Source organism: Streptomyces omiyaensis (assembly GCF_014650895.1).
GTDB classification, from domain to species: domain Bacteria; phylum Actinomycetota; class Actinomycetes; order Streptomycetales; family Streptomycetaceae; genus Streptomyces; species Streptomyces omiyaensis.
Window position 1 is genome coordinate 171,228 of sequence record NZ_BMVV01000011.1, and the last position, 14,113, is coordinate 185,340.

Annotated in this window: 12 protein-coding genes; 5 read left to right on the forward strand and 7 right to left on the reverse strand. The window is 72.4% G+C overall.

Going from position 1 to position 14,113, the window contains the following annotated elements:
* Positions 1-40: 40 nt before the first annotated feature.
* The 3 genes from IE287_RS20305 (at position 41) to IE287_RS20315 (ending at position 2,922) form a co-directional block, all read left to right on the forward strand.
* The gene (locus IE287_RS20305; RefSeq protein WP_189850523.1) at positions 41-1,036 is read left to right on the forward strand and encodes a peptidoglycan-binding protein; all 996 of its coding nucleotides are present in this window, start codon (positions 41-43) and stop codon (positions 1,034-1,036) included.
* 113 nt (positions 1,037-1,149) lie between these two features.
* Positions 1,150-1,659, forward strand: a complete 510-nt coding sequence (locus tag IE287_RS20310; protein ID WP_189850524.1) for a hypothetical protein — start codon at positions 1,150-1,152, stop codon at positions 1,657-1,659.
* Positions 1,660-2,181: 522 nt separating this feature from the next.
* A complete protein-coding gene (locus tag IE287_RS20315) occupies positions 2,182-2,922 on the forward strand; it encodes a peptidoglycan recognition protein family protein (protein WP_189850525.1) in 741 nt (246 codons plus the stop codon).
* A gap of 318 nt (positions 2,923-3,240) precedes the next feature.
* Here the strand turns inward: IE287_RS20315 and IE287_RS20320 are convergent, their stop codons facing one another.
* Positions 3,241-3,891 (reverse strand): response regulator, encoded by a 651-nt coding sequence (locus IE287_RS20320; protein ID WP_189850526.1) that lies wholly within the window; start codon positions 3,889-3,891, stop codon positions 3,241-3,243.
* Entirely contained in the window at positions 3,888-5,027 is a 1,140-nt protein-coding gene (locus IE287_RS20325) for a sensor histidine kinase (RefSeq protein ID WP_229883608.1), read from the reverse strand. The genes IE287_RS20320 and IE287_RS20325 overlap by 4 nt, the downstream gene beginning before the upstream one ends.
* Positions 5,028-5,159: 132 nt before the next feature.
* Here IE287_RS20325 and IE287_RS20330 point away from each other — a divergent pair, with 132 nt between their 5' ends.
* Both IE287_RS20330 and IE287_RS20335 read left to right on the forward strand, forming a co-directional pair.
* Entirely contained in the window at positions 5,160-5,891 is a 732-nt protein-coding gene (locus IE287_RS20330) for a class I SAM-dependent methyltransferase (protein ID WP_189850527.1), read from the forward strand.
* Positions 5,888-6,637, forward strand: coding sequence for a DedA family protein (locus tag IE287_RS20335; protein WP_189850528.1), 750 nt, complete (start codon positions 5,888-5,890; stop codon positions 6,635-6,637). Before IE287_RS20330 ends, IE287_RS20335 begins: the two co-directional genes overlap by 4 nt.
* A gap of 278 nt (positions 6,638-6,915) precedes the next feature.
* Here the strand turns inward: IE287_RS20335 and IE287_RS20340 are convergent, their stop codons facing one another.
* The 5 genes from IE287_RS20340 to IE287_RS20360 all read right to left on the reverse strand — a co-directional run bounded on the left by IE287_RS20340 (position 6,916) and on the right by IE287_RS20360 (position 14,083).
* Positions 6,916-7,890, reverse strand: coding sequence for a LacI family DNA-binding transcriptional regulator (locus IE287_RS20340; protein WP_189850584.1), 975 nt, complete (start codon positions 7,888-7,890; stop codon positions 6,916-6,918).
* Positions 7,891-8,039: 149 nt separating this feature from the next.
* The gene (locus IE287_RS20345) at positions 8,040-10,205 is read right to left on the reverse strand and encodes an alpha-galactosidase (RefSeq protein ID WP_229883609.1); all 2,166 of its coding nucleotides are present in this window, start codon (positions 10,203-10,205) and stop codon (positions 8,040-8,042) included.
* Between the two features lie 40 nt (positions 10,206-10,245).
* The gene (locus IE287_RS20350; protein WP_229883610.1) at positions 10,246-12,279 is read right to left on the reverse strand and encodes a beta-galactosidase; all 2,034 of its coding nucleotides are present in this window, start codon (positions 12,277-12,279) and stop codon (positions 10,246-10,248) included.
* Positions 12,276-13,175, reverse strand: a complete 900-nt coding sequence (locus IE287_RS20355) for a carbohydrate ABC transporter permease (RefSeq protein WP_189850529.1) — start codon at positions 13,173-13,175, stop codon at positions 12,276-12,278. The genes IE287_RS20350 and IE287_RS20355 overlap by 4 nt, the downstream gene beginning before the upstream one ends.
* A complete protein-coding gene (locus tag IE287_RS20360; RefSeq protein WP_189850530.1) occupies positions 13,172-14,083 on the reverse strand; it encodes a carbohydrate ABC transporter permease in 912 nt (303 codons plus the stop codon). Before IE287_RS20360 ends, IE287_RS20355 begins: the two co-directional genes overlap by 4 nt.
* Between the last annotated feature and the right edge of the window lie 30 nt (positions 14,084-14,113).

Here is a 14,113-nt window from a genome sequence, read left to right on the forward strand (position 1 = left end):
AGGACACCGCGGCCGGCCACCGGAACGGAGAGGACCGCCCATGATCCCAGCGTCCCCCACGACCCTCGCGACGCGCCCGTCCGCCAGGAGCATCCGCACCCTGGTCACCTTCGTCCTCGCGACCCTGCTGTTCGGGATGCTCGGCGCCGCACCGGCGCACGCGGCCCTGCCCGCCTGGCCGTTGCTGCAGAAGGGGGCGACCGGGAACGACGTCGCCAGCCTGCAGTTCCTCCTGCGCCAGCACGGCGGTGCCGTCACCGCCAACGCAGAGTTCGACGTCCGGACGCGCAGCGCCGTGATCGCGTTCCAGGAGGGCCAGGGCCTTTCGACCGACGGAATCGTCGGACCCGCGACCTGGACAGAGCTCGTGATCAGCGTCGCCCCCGGCTCCCCGCAGACCGACGCCGTGCGGGCCCTGCAGTTCCAGCTCCGCGAGCACGGCTACCGGACCGTCGCGACCGACGGCGTCTTCGGCCAGGCGACGACGACCGCGGTGGAGGACTACAAGGCACGGCACCGACTGACCGGAGGAACCACGGTAGGGGCCACCACGTGGCAGCACCTGCTCGGCTCGCCGCCCGGATCCGGGCCCCTGGGCACGTACGCCTTCGTCATCCCGCGCGAGGACGTGTTCGACGGCCGCGAAAGCCTGCTGTGGCCACACCACGACTACCCCGCCAGTGACATCGCCGTCGACATCGGGACGCCCGCCTACGCCATCACCGCCGGCACCGCCCGGCTCAACGGCGGGCTGAACGACTCCTGCGGCCTGGGCGTCGCGATCGACGGGGACGACGGGGTCCGCTACCAGTACTGCCACCTCGACAGCCGCGCGGTGGGCGACGGGACACGGGTGACGCCGGGCCAGCTGATCGCCCGCACGGGCAACACCGGCAACTCCACCGGCCCGCACCTGCACTTCGGCATATTCCGCCAGGGCAACTCCGTCTGCCCGCAGCAGATGCTGATCGCCCTGTACGACGGTCTCGCCCCGCCGTCTCCGTGGACGCTCCCGGAATCGGGCTGCACCTCCTGACCGCACGGCCGACCCGCACCGCGATCCGGGTCCGGCGCCCCCCGAAACTCCCGTGCGGCTTCCGTCCCGCGCGGGATCGCGCGACCCCTCCCTCCACGACAAGGAGCACCCCCATGCGCATCCGTTCCGTCCTCACCGCCGTCGCCCTCGTCCTGGGGGCCCTCTTCGCCCCCGGCTTCGGCGCCCTCACCACCGCGGGCGACGCCCACGCGGTCACCAAGATCAGCCACGCCACCGCGACCTCGATGTTCCGCTCCTCCGGCATCACCTGGTCCTCGTCCGGCGGCTGCTCCGACCGCTCCAACCCCACCTGCACCTCCTTCGAGCAGCTCAACCTCGCCACCGCCCAGGGGGCCCAGACCCTCAGGAGCGCCAGCGGCTGCGCCCTCAACATCACCGGCGGCACCGAGACCGGCCACGCGGGCGGCACCTACTCGCATTGGAACGGATACAAGCTCGACTTCAGCAAGTACACCTGCCTCGGCAACTACATCAAGAACAACTTCACCTACATCGGCGTGCGGGGCGACGGCGCCCCGCAGTGGAAGTCCGGGGCCGGCAACATCTACGCCGACGAGGGCAACCACTGGGACGTGACCTTCTACAACTGCGGCGGCTGCTGACCGCCCGCCCCGCACCTTCGGTGACCCTGCGACGGGTCGCCGGCCTCCAGAGCCGGTGCGGCGCCCCTTCCGCCCGGCGAACCACGTCGCCCGGCAGACAGCGGCACCGGCTCCGGAGGCGTCGGGAGCCACACGTGCCTCGGGGCCGGCACCGGGTCCTCGTTGCCGAGGACCCGGTGCCTGGCCGCACGTGACCGCCTGCACGAGGAATCCGACCGCGCGCCACTCCCGCACCCGAACAAGCCATCCTCACCTCACCTCACCTGGAGGACCGTTGCACCGAGAGACGCCTCGCCGCGCCGTGCTGTTCGCGGCAGTCGGCAGTGCACTCGCCCTGCCCGCCGTTCACTCTGGAACCGCGCATGCTTCCGCCCTTCTCCCGGCAGAGGGGCGCGGACGATCCGCCGTGACGAACCCCCGTGATCCCGCCGCGGTCTACCGCGGCGACGCCGCACGGAGCGCGCACGCCGAACCGTTGAACGCCGCCGTCGGCTGTGCCGTGGATCGTGGAGGACGGAACTGATGGCCACGTTCGTCACCCGCGCCCAATGGGGCGCCCGAGTGCCCCGGAGCGTCAGCGGCGACATCACCCCGGCCCAGGGCGGTGTGGTCGTCCATCACGTCGACGCCGTGAAGTCGGCCGCGGCCGACCACGCCGACTGTGCCGCCCAGGTAAGGGGCATCCAGAACTTCCACATGGACTCCAACGGCTGGTCGGACATCGCCTACAGCCATCTCGCCTGCGTCCACGGCTACCTCTTCCAGGGGCGCGGCGAGAACGTCCGCACCGCCGCCCAGGGCACCACCCAGGGCAACGACGACTGGTACGCGGTGTGTGCGCTGACAGGTGGCACCAGCGGCAGCTACGACGTCATCACGGCCGGACTGATCGACGCCATCCGGTACGGCATCAACCGGCTGCGGACGTCGGGCGGCGCCGCGCAAGCCGTCACGGGCCACCGCGACCACCATGCCACCAGCTGCCCGGGCAACCTGTACGACCGGGTCCTCAGCGGTGAGGTCAACCCCGGTGGCGGCCCCCTGCCCTACCCCGGGGTCAGTTTCCGCCAGTCCCCGGCCACTGTGCACGCGAGCGTGGCGACCTGGCAGTACCGGATGAACAGCGCGCACGGTTATTCCCTCGCCGTGGACGGCCAGTACGGGCCAGGCTCCGACGCGGCCTGTCGCAGTCTCCAGTCGCGGAAGGGTCTGAGTGTCGACGGCGTGGTCGGGCCGGCCACCTGGAGCGCCACGTTCGCCTGAGCGGGGACGCCGATGGCCGGCGTCCCGGGGCGCGTGCGGGAAGGAGGCCGGAAGTCGGGGGCGGGCCCGCCCCCGCTCTTCCGGACCCACGTGAACCCCCACGGCCGGTTCGAGCCGGATGTGCACTCACGTCTCGTCCCGACCACCGCTGCGGCGGGCGCGGTGCCCAGGCTCCGTGGCCGAGCTGCCTGTTCGACGGCAGACGTCGCCGTCGAGCAGGTGCTCTGCGGCCGGAGTCCTCGCGCGGCCACGCCGGCAGGTGCCGTGGCCTTCGAGACGGCTCGGTCGGCGGTGCTCCGATGATGCGGCCGGACCGCATCAGGGGGTGAGGCCGGCGTCGCGGGCGAGGAGGGCGGCCTGGACGCGGTTGGTGACGTCCAGGGCGGTGAGGATGCGGCTGACGTGTGCTTTGACGGTGCTCTCGCGCATGTGGAGGCGGGCGGCGATGTCGGCGTTGGTGTCCCCCTGGGCGAGCAGGGTCAGCACGTCGCGTTCGCGGGGGGTGAGGCGGTCCAGGCGGGTGCGCGCGGCGATGGCCTGCGGCCGGCCGACCTGGTGGTAGCGGTCGATGAGGCGGCGTGCGGCGCTGGGGTGCAGGAGGGCCGATCCGGCGGCGACCAGGTGCACGGCGCGCAGGATCTCGGCGGGGTCGGTGTCCTTGAGCAGGAAGCCGTCGGCGCCGGCGGCGAGGGCGTCGTAGACGTATTCGTCGAGGTCGAAGGTGGTCAGTGTGATCACCTTCGGCGGGTGCGGCAAGGCGCGCAGGCGGGCGGTCGCGGTGATGCCGTCCATGCGGGGCATGCGGACGTCGACCAGGGCAACGTCGATGCGGTGGGCGGTGGCCAGTTCGATGGCGTGCAGGCCGTCGGTGGCCTGGGCGACGACCTCGATGCCGTCGTCGCCTTCCAGGAGGTCGGTCAGGCCGAGGCGGACCAGGGCGTCGTCGTCGGCGATCATGACGCGGATCATGTGCGGGGGCCGTTCTGTTCGGTGCCGGCGGGGTGGGGGATGCGGGCGGCCAGCCGCCAGGTGCCGGCGCCGTGGGGCCCGGCGTGCAGGTCGCCGCCCAGGGCGGTGACCCGTTCGCCCAGTCCCACCAGGCCGAAGCCGGAATCGATCATGCCGGCGGCCGGTGTTCCGGCGGTGTTGGTGACCTCGACCACGGTGGCGGGCGGGCCGTAGTCGAGACGGACGCGGACCGGCGCGCCCTGGGCGTGCTTGCGGGCGTTCGACAGGGCTTCCTGGACGATGCGGTAGGCGGCCAGCCGGTGGGCTGCCGGGGCCCGGCCGGAGTCCCCGCGCACCTGGATGTCGACCTGCTGTCCGGCGGTGCGGGCCTGTTCGACGAGTTCGTCCACCTCTCGCAGAGCGGGCGGTGGGGGGACCGCGGTCGGCTCGCCGGCGCGCAGTGCGCCCAGGACGTCACGCAGGTCCGCCAAGGCATCGGTGGAGGCCGTGCGCAGCAGGGCCAGCCGTTGGACGAGCGGTGGGGGCAGGTGGTCGGCCCGGGTGGTGAGCACTCCGGTGTGCAGGGCGATGAGGCTCAGGCGGTGGGCGAGCACGTCGTGCATCTCGGCGGCGATCTGCGACCGCTCGGCCGCACGGGCCGCCTGCTCGCGCAGTTCCCGCTCGATCCGCAGGTGCTCGACCTGAGCGTGCAGGGCCTGCTCCAGACGGCGACGGCTGCCCAGCCACATCCCGCCGACGACGGCCAGCAGCAGGAACAGGCTGGAGCCGTACTGCTGCGGTGTCCACAGGGAGACCGCCGGCTGGGTGACCGCGTTGGCGGCCAGAGCGATCACCGCGCAGCCCCCCGCGATCCGGGCACGGTGGTGCGCCGCGAGGTCGAAGAGGGCGAGCAGCAGCAGGGGCAGCATCGGCCACCCCCACACCGAGGCCGCCGCCGTCGCCAGGGCCGGTGCCACGGGCCACGGCACGCGGCGCACGAGCAGCGCCGCCCCGCACAGCAGAGCCGCCGCGGTCGGCAGCAGCAGATAGCGTCCGCCCGACGCGGGGGCGTTGTTCTGCGCGGCGGCCAGGGTCAGCAGGACCACCAGGCCCCCGCGCCCGTACGCCCTCCAGGAGGGCCGTTCTCTCCAGCTCACCCGTCAAAGACTAGGTGGGCCGCTGACGCGCCGGCTCCGCCCATCCGCCCGCCGCGCCCCCTACTTTCGTAGGGGGATACGGGCGCACATCGGCGGACTCCCCGGTCTGGGGCCCTCTCTAGCGTCGAATCCATGGACCACTGGACCACTTCACACGACCGTGTCCTCGCGCAGCGGCATGCCGAGGGCTGGATGTTCCTCATCGAGGCCGCCCGCGACCTGCGCACCACCGGTGCCGTGGCCCCCAGCGGCACGGGCCTGGCCCGTGCGCTCACCGATCCGCTGCGCGCCCGGGCGCCACGGCCCCTGTCCGTCCTGGAAGCCGGCGCCGGCACCGGAGCCGTCACCCGCGCCCTGATCCCGCAGCTCGCCCCGGGCAGCCGCCTCCACGTCGTCGACGCCAACCCACGGTTCGCCGACAGGCTGCGCCACCTCGTTCACACCCACCCGCACCTCGCAGGAAGGCCCGGACAGGTCCGCGTCCACCAGGGCTACGTCGAGGAACTGGACGCCGACAGCCGCTACGACGTGATCGTCTCCGGTCTGCCGCTGACCAACTTCACCCCCGACCGGGTTGAAGCGATCATGAACCGGTACCTGGACCTTCTCCATCCAGGCGGCACCCTCACCTACTTCGCGTACCTCGGTACCGGCACCGCGCGAAGCCTGCTGGCCAGCCGAGCGGAAACCCGCCGCCACCAGGAGGTCGAAGAGATCATGACCGGCTACCAGCGCCGTTACGCCACCGGCTGCTGGACCGTGTGGGCCAACCTTCCGCCGGCCCGCGTCTGGCAGCTTCAGCGCCCCCCAGCCGACGCCCCTGCTCCGCAGGCCGGTCCCCCACGAGTGCAGGCCGACCGGTGAACGTGCTGTCGACGGCCCTCGGCGAGGTCCCCGCCCCGGCCGCCTATCCGATCCTCGCCGCGGTCGTCCTTGCCGAGTCCCTCCTGCTGATCGGCGCGTTCGTCCCCACCCTCACCCTGCTGCTGACCGCCGGAGCACTCGCCCGCACCGGAGAGCTCCACCTGCTCCTCGTGATCGCCACCGCGACCGGCGCGGTGATCACCGGCGACTTCCTCGCCCACCGGACGGGACGCCTTCTCGGCCCCCGCCTGCGCACCGCAGGCATCGGCCGCCGCATCCCCGCAGCCACCTGGCAACGCGCCGTGACGCTCATGGCGCGACACGGCGGCCGGGCCCTGCTGATCACGCGGTTCATCCCTGTCGTCCGCACCCTCAGCCCCCACCTGGCCGGCGCCACCGGCCAGCCCTACCACCGCATAGCCCCCTTCAGCGCCCTTGCGGCACCCGTATGGGCGGCCGCCGAAGCAGGTGCCGGGTACGCGGCCGTCCCCTCCCTTCAGCACGCCCTCACCTTCGGGGTACCCGCCGTCGCAGCGCTGCTCGCTGCCGCAGCCGGAGCGGCACTGTGGAGGAAGAACCGCACCGGGCGACGCCCGGCGAGCCGGTCCGGCGTCGCTCAGCCGTCCACCGGTTCCCCCAGCGGCCCTTTGCCCGAGCATGATCGAAAATCGACCGCCGGGCCGCCGCCGGACCCGGTTTCGTTCTCGGAAACCGTTCTCACGCGAAATCGGCGTGGCCCCGTGTGAGACTTGCGCGGTGGGGAAATCCGGGCTCGTGGCGGGTCCTCAGCAGCTCTCCCCGACCGGCCGGTCGCACGCGGACGACGTCGAAGCGCACGCCCGCCCGAAGGGGGACGAACAGCCCTGATCGCCCTGCCGCTCGCGCGGCGGCGCTGCCGCCTCCGCCTCCCGCACCCGCCGCTTCACCAGGGCGCCCCGGCTGGACAAGGCACTGCGCGCACCCGCCCCGGCCGACCGGGCAACGGGGCGGGGACCGCGGCGAGACGCCGATGTCCCCGCCCCCGTCAGACGGAGGCCCGCGCGACGAACTCGGCCTTCACCCGCACTGTCTTGTGGACCTTCCGTCCATCCAGGCGCTCGGTGAGCAGCTGAGCGGCGGCGCGTGCGACCTCGGCCGCCGGATAGCGGATGGTGGTCAGCCGGGGGCGCACCAGCGAGGCGAAGGAAGCGTCGTCGTGGCCGATCAGGGCTACGTCTCCCGGTATGTCGAAGCCCAGCTCATGTGCCTTCTCCATGGCTCCGACGGCGATCACGTCGTTGCCGCAGAAGAGCGCGTCGGGGCGGTGCCTGCGGCTCATGAGCTCGGCGAAGCCGGCCGCCCCCGCCTCCCTGGTGTGCTCGCCCCGGACGACCATGTCGTGGGGCAGCGCCATGCCGAGCTGGAGCGCCAGGGCTCTGAGGTGTTCCAGGCGGGGATCGCCGCCCGTGGCGTCCCGGGGTCCGGCGATCATGGCTATGCGCCGTCGTTGTGCCGCGGCCACCTGCTCCAGGGCGCGCCGGGTGGCCGCACGGGCGTCGGGGGTCACCAGGTCCATCGGGCCGAAGGAGACGTCGGCGCTGACGACGACGGGTATGCCGGCGTCCACGATGGGGGCGAAATCCCGCGGCTTGAGGCGGAAGGGGGTGATGATCACTCCGGCGAACCGCTGCTGCACGGCCTCGGCCAGGAGGGTCTGTTCCTCGTCCCGGCGTGCGCGGGTGTTGCAGACGACGACGTGCAGCCCTCGCTCGCGCAGTTCCTCCTGGAGCGTGGCCGCGAGCTGCGCGTAGAAGGGGTTGACGATGTCGGGCACGATCAGCGCCACCAGGCTGGACCTGCCGGTGCGCAGGCTGCGTGCCGTGACGTTGACGGTGAAGGACAGTTCGGCGATGGCCTCTTCCACCGCGGCCCGGGTCTCGGGTGCCACGGGCCGTTTTCCGGAAAGTACGTAGGAGACCGTCGCGGACGACACTCCGGCCGCACGGGCGACATCCGCCATGGTGACCCGCTCGCGCACAGCACACGCTCCCTTCTGCGGCCACCCTATGCCACCTCGGCTTCCGCCCCGGAACGTTCCCGGACCAGGGCTCAGGGGCGCATCCGCGTGCCGGCGCCGGTCCGCCGTCGTGCCGGCGGTCCGGAGCAGCGCTACCCGTTCCGTCCGTGCCCCGTGACGCGGCGCAGGCGTACCAGTGCGCTGGCGCAGTCGCCCGTGGGCAGGTCGGGCAGCGGCAGGCCGAAACCGCTCAGGGTCGCCCCGGACCATTCCCCTCCGGTGTCCTCGTCTTGGTAGCGCGCCTCCTGCTTCAGCCCGCGGAGCCGCAGCGGCGGAGGGGACGGCCCGAAGGCCGTGGTGGGCCGCCAGACGAACACGACCGCCCGGTCGGCGTCCTCGCTGAGGTACTGCACGGCCGTCAACGGTCCCTCACCCGGTGCCAGCAGGCGGAACTGCCGCCCCCGTTGCACGACGGGGCGGATGTCCTTGTACAGCTCGACCCCTCCGCGTGCCTCGGCGAGTTCGGCGTCGCTCCAGCGCGTCAGGTCGCCCCCGATGCCGAGTACGCCGGCCATGGCGCTGTGAAAGCGGAAGCGCATCGGGACCACGCGGCCGGTCAGCGGGTTGGGGCTGTCGGTGACCCAGGCGGACATGACGCCGGCCGGGTAGAGCTGGCTGAAGCCGTGCTGGATGGTGAGGCGGTCCACCGCGTCGGTGTTGTCGGAGGTCCACACCTGGTCGGTGCGGGCGAGGATCCCCGGATCGACCCGTCCGCCGCCTCCCGCACAGGCTTCGATCCGCAGCCGCGGGAACCGCGTCCGCAGCCGGTCCAGCACCCGGTACAGTCCTCTGGCGTGCTCGACGTGGACGCGTCGGGCATCGGGTCCTGCCTGGTGCGCGCCCGCCTCGGTGAAGGCCCGGTTGAAGTCCCACTTGAGGAAGTCGACCGTGTTCTCGGCCACGAGTCCGCTCAGCCACCGCAGGGCCCAGCCGGTCACCTCGGGGCGGGAGAAGTCCAGGACGAGCTGGTTGCGCAGCTCGGTGGGGGTGCGGTCGGGCAGGTGCTGCACCCAGTCGGGGTGTTCACGGTAGAGGTCGCTGTCGACGTTGACCATTTCCGGTTCCACCCAGAGCCCGAAGGCCATTCCGAGCCGGTGCACCTCGTCGGCGAGGGGGCGGAGTCCGCGGGGGAAGCGCCGGGGGTGCGGTGTCCAGTCGCCGAGTCCGGCCTTGTCGTCGTCACGGCCGCGGAACCAGCCGTCGTCGAGGACGAACAGTTCGGCGCCCAGGTCGGCGGCCCGCCGGGCGAGGGCGAGCTGGTTCTCCTCGTCCACCTGGAACGACGTCGCCTCCCAGGAGTTGTAGAGGACGGGTCGCAGTTCCTCCGGGTGGGGCAGGACGTGGGTGCGCAGGTGGTGGTGGAAGGTCCTGCTCGCCCGTCCGAAGCCGTGCGGGGTGTGCAGGGCGAGGCTGACCGGCGTGCGGTGGCTCCCGCCCGGCGGGAGGCGCAGTTCGGTTCCCTCGTGCCCTTCTCCCGCCGTCACTCCGGTGCGGCCGGCGGCGGTGCGCTGGGCGGTGAGGCGCCAGCTGCCGCTCGCGGCGAGCGCGACGGCCCAGACCTCGCCGTGTTCCTCCGCCGCGTCCCCGGCGTCCAGGGTCATCCAGGGGTTGGCGTGGTGGCCGGTGTGGCCGCGCCGGCTGCCCAGGACCGTCTCGCCCACCGGCAGCCCCGACCGTTCGAGGCGTCCCTCGGCCGACCAGCCGCCGTGCACCGAGCCGAGCCGCCAGGCCGGGCGCTGCGGCAACGGCCAGTGCGCGGAGGCGTACCGCAGCAGGAGGACGTCGCCGTCGTCGTCGGTGCCGGTGTGGTGGAACTCCGTCCACCGCTCCAGCACGCCACCGCCGGCGGGAACGCGGTAGTGCAGGTGCCAGGCCAGGGGGCGGGCGCGGTCCCGCAGGCGGACCACCACGTGGTCGTCCGTCTGCGGGACCACGTCCTCCACCGTCGGTTCGAGAGGGCTGGAGCCGTCGGCGAAGCGGACCTCGAGGGCGGGTGTGCCGAAGCGGGCTCCGCCGTCGACCGGGTACTCCTCCACTCCGTCCCAGCGGCCGGCGAAGCTGTTGTCGTGATCGGCCCACACCGGCAGCGCCACCGCGTCGGCGAGGGGCAGCGGAGCGCCCCAGTGGACGTGCCGTACCGTGCCCGCCGCGCGGTCCACCCGGAGCACGTAGGCGCTGTGGGCGGTGCGCAGCAGTACGGTGCCGCTCGTCCCGTCGATCTGGACCGACGGGGCCGTGGTGGCTCGCTGGGTGGTCACGGGGTCGCTCCTCGCGGTTTCTCTCGGTCGGTACTGCGGTTCAGGCCGGAGCGGTCCTCCGCTCCTCGCGGACCACCACCACTCCCCCGGGCGGCACCACCGCCCGGCCGTCGGTGATCTCGCCGCCGGCGAGGCCGATCCCGGTGACGGGGACGCGGCACGTCTCCGGTGTGTGGTTGATCAGGAAGAGGTACGCGTGCTTCTCCCCCGTACGGCGCACCGCTTCCAGCCCGTGCGGAGCCTCGACGACCGGGACGACACCGGCCTCGGCGCAGAGGGTGCGGAGCACCTCGCGCAGGAACGGGACCGGCAGGCGGCAGGCCGTGTACCAGCCGGTGCCCCGGCCGAAGGCGTGCCGGGTGACGGCGGGGCCGCCCCGGGCCGGGCCGCCGTCGGCGGTGTCCGCGAAACGCCGCACGGTGGTGCAGCCGCGCGGTTCGACGCGTTCCGTCCACCGCTGTACGCGCGTCCCGTCGTCGAGCAGGGCGTGCTCGCCCTCGCGCAGCGGCAGGTACTCGTCCACGACGAGGCCGAGCAGCTCGCGCAGCGCGCCGGGGTGGCCGCCCGGGCGCACCCGGTCGTACGCGTCGACGACCCCGCTGAAGCAGCCGACGGCCAGGTGCCCGCCCTGCTCCGCGTACCGGGTGAGGCTGTCGGCGTCCTGGTCGGACAGCAGGTAGAGGCTGGGGGCGAGGACGACCCGGTAGCCCGCCAGGTCGGCACCGGGTGGGACGAGGTCGCAGGTGATGTTCAGCGTCCACAGTGCTTCGTACCAGTCGCGCACCGCGTCCAGGTAACCCATCCGGTCCGACGGACGGGCCTGCAGTTCCAGGGCCCACCAGGCGTGCCAGTCGAACAGCATCGCCACGTCGCCGCGCACGCGGCTGCCGGTCACCTCGCTCAGCGAGGCCAGCTCCGCCCCCAGCGCCTTGACCTCCTTCCATACGCGGCCCTCGGTGCCGGCGTGCGGAAGCATCGCGGAGTGCCACTTCTCTGCGCCGGCGCGGGATTGCCGCCACTGGAAGAACATCAGGCCGTCCGCGCCCCGCGCGAGGTGGGTCAGGCTGTTGCGGCGGGTTTCGCCGGGCTGCTTGGCGACGTTGACGGGCTGCCAGTTGACGGCTGAGGTGGAGTGCTCCATGAGCAGCCAGGGGCGGCCGCCGGCCATGCCGCGGGCGAGGTCGGCGTTGAGCGCGAGGTCGATGTGTCCGTCGGGGTCGGCGGCGGGGAGGTAGTGGTCGGCCGAGACCAGGTCGCACTCGGCCGCGAAGGCGAACCCGTCCACCTTCTTCTCCAGCGTCCCCATCACGTTGGTGGTGAGCGGGAGGCGCGGGGCGGTGCGGCGCAGGATCGCGGTCTCGGCGCGGTGGCGGGCGAGCAGCGCGTCGGAGGAGAAGCGGCGGTAGTCGAGCTCCTGTCCCGGGTTGCGGAACGCGGTGGTGTCCCGGGGCGGGTCGATCTCGTCCCAGTCTCCGTAGCGCTGGCTCCAGAAGTCGGTGCCCCAGAACTCGTTGAGCGCGTCGAGGGTCTCGTACCGCTCCCGCAGCCACGCCCGGAAGGCGTCCGCGCTGGTGTCGCAGTAGCACAGGGCGTTGTGGTTGCCCCACTCGTTGTGGACGTGCCACATGACCAGGGCGGGATGGTCGCCGTAGCGCGTCGCCAGCGCCGTGACGAGGGCGTCGGCGGCTTCGGCGTAGGCGGGGCTGCTCGGGCAGAAGACCTGCCGGCTGCCGTGGGCGAGACGGGTGCCCGAGGCGGTGACCGGCCGGGCGTCGGGATGCCGCCGGGTGAACCACGGGGGCGGGGCGGCGGTGGCGGTGGCGAGGTCCACCGCGATGCCGTGCTCGTGCAGCAGGTCGAGCACCTCGTCCAGGAGGCTCCAGTCGTAGGTACCGGCCCGCGGCTCGATGCGGGACCAGGAGAACACCCCGACGGTGACGAGGTTGACGCCGGCCTCCCGCATGAGGCGGACATCCTCGCGCCACACGTCCCGTGGCCACTGCTCCGGGTTGTAGTCGCCGCCGTAGGCGATCCCGCCCAGGGCGCGGGTCACGTCGGTGAGGGGGTGGTTCACGATTTCACGGCTCCAGCGGCGAGTCCGGCGCGCCAGTAGCGCTGCAGGAGGAGGAAGGCCAGCACGATGGGCACGACGGAGACCAGGGCGCCCACGATAGTGAGGGTCTGCAGTTCGGGCAGGCGGCTCGTCTGCGACTGCCAGGTGAACAGGCCGAGGGTCACGGGGTAGAGGCGCTCGTCCTGCAGCATGACCAGCGGCAGCAGAAAGTTGTTCCAGATGACGACGAACTGGAACAGGAAGACGGTCACCAGGGCGGGGGCCATAAACCGCAGCGCAAGGGTGCGGAAGATGCGGAACTCGCTCGCCCCGTCCACGCGGGCGGCCTCCATCACCTCGTCCGGGACGGAGGCGGCGGCGAAGATGCGGGAGAGGTACACGCCGAACGGGCTGACGACACTGGGCAGGAACACCGACCAGAACGTGTTGGTGGCGTCGAGTTCGGCGAACATCAGGAACAGGGGCAGGGCGAGCGCGGTGGCCGGCACGAGGACGCCGCCCAGGACGACGGAGAAGACCGCCTCCCGGCCTCGGAAAGCGTACTTGGCGAGCGCGTACCCGGCCGCCGCGGCCAGCAGGGTGGCCAGGCCCGCCCCGGCGCCCGCGTACAGCAGGCTGTTGAGCAGCCAGCGCGCGTAGACGCCGTCCTGCTGGGCGAAGAGCGAGGCCAGGTTGTCGCCGAAGTGCCATTCGGCGGTGAGGAATCCCGGTGTGGTGACGAGGTCGCTCTGGCTCTTGGTGGAGGCCACGAACAGCCAGTAGACCGGCAACAGCATGTAGCAGGCGACCGCGGCCATGGACGTGACGGCGACGGCCGGACCGAGGCCGGCGCTCCGTCGTCGGCGGGCCGCGGTGGTGGGGTGGTGGGCCCCCTCGGTGAGGGTGAGCAGGCTCATCCCTGCCTCCTGGTGGTGAAGCGCAGGAACGCGAACGACAGGACGAACGTGACGACCGCAAGGACGACGGACAGGGCCGCGGCCTCGTTGTAGCTGTCGCCGGAGGCGAGCGAGTAGGCGGCTACGTTCGGGGTGTAGGTGCTGGTCACGCTGGTGGAGATGCTTCGGAAGACCTGCGGCTCGGTGAAGAGCTGGAAGCTTCCGATGATGGAGAACACCCCGGTCAGAACGAGGGCCGGACGGATGACGGGGATCTTGATGCGCAGGGCGATGGTCCATCCGCCCGCCCCGTCCATCCGGGCGGCCTCCGTGATGTCGGCCGGCACGGCCTGGAGGGCGGCGTAGATGATCAGCATGTTGTAGCCGGTGTACGTCCAGGTCACCACATTGGCGATGGACCACAGGATCGCGTCCGGACCTGTCAGGTCGGCATGGACGCCCGCCGACCGCAGGAGGTCGACGACGGGCGACAGCCGCGGGTCGTACAGGAAGGCCCACATCAGGGCGGCGACGACACCGGGGATGCCGTACGGGACGAAGTACACCAGCCGGAAGAACTTCTTCGCCCGCGCGACCGCGGAGTCCAGGAGAAGGGCGAGGACCAGGGCCAGCAGCAGCATCACGGGGATCTGCACCAGGGCGAAGCCCAGGACACGCAGCAGGCTCTCGCCGAAGTAGTCCTCCCCCAGGACCCGCCCGTACTGCTCGAGGCCGGCGAAGACCGTCCGGGTCCTGCCGAAGGTCCCGCCGGTGCGCGCGGTCTTGTGCAGGCTCTGCCAGAGGGCGTACCCGACGGGGAGGAGGGTGAACAGGACGAACGGTATGAGGAAGGGCGCGAGGAAGGCGTAGGGGGCGAGGGTCCGGCGCGGTCGGCCGCGCGCCGGTGCGGTGGTGGATGTCACGGACAACCTTCGGGGTGCTGGCCCCCGCTGCCCGGA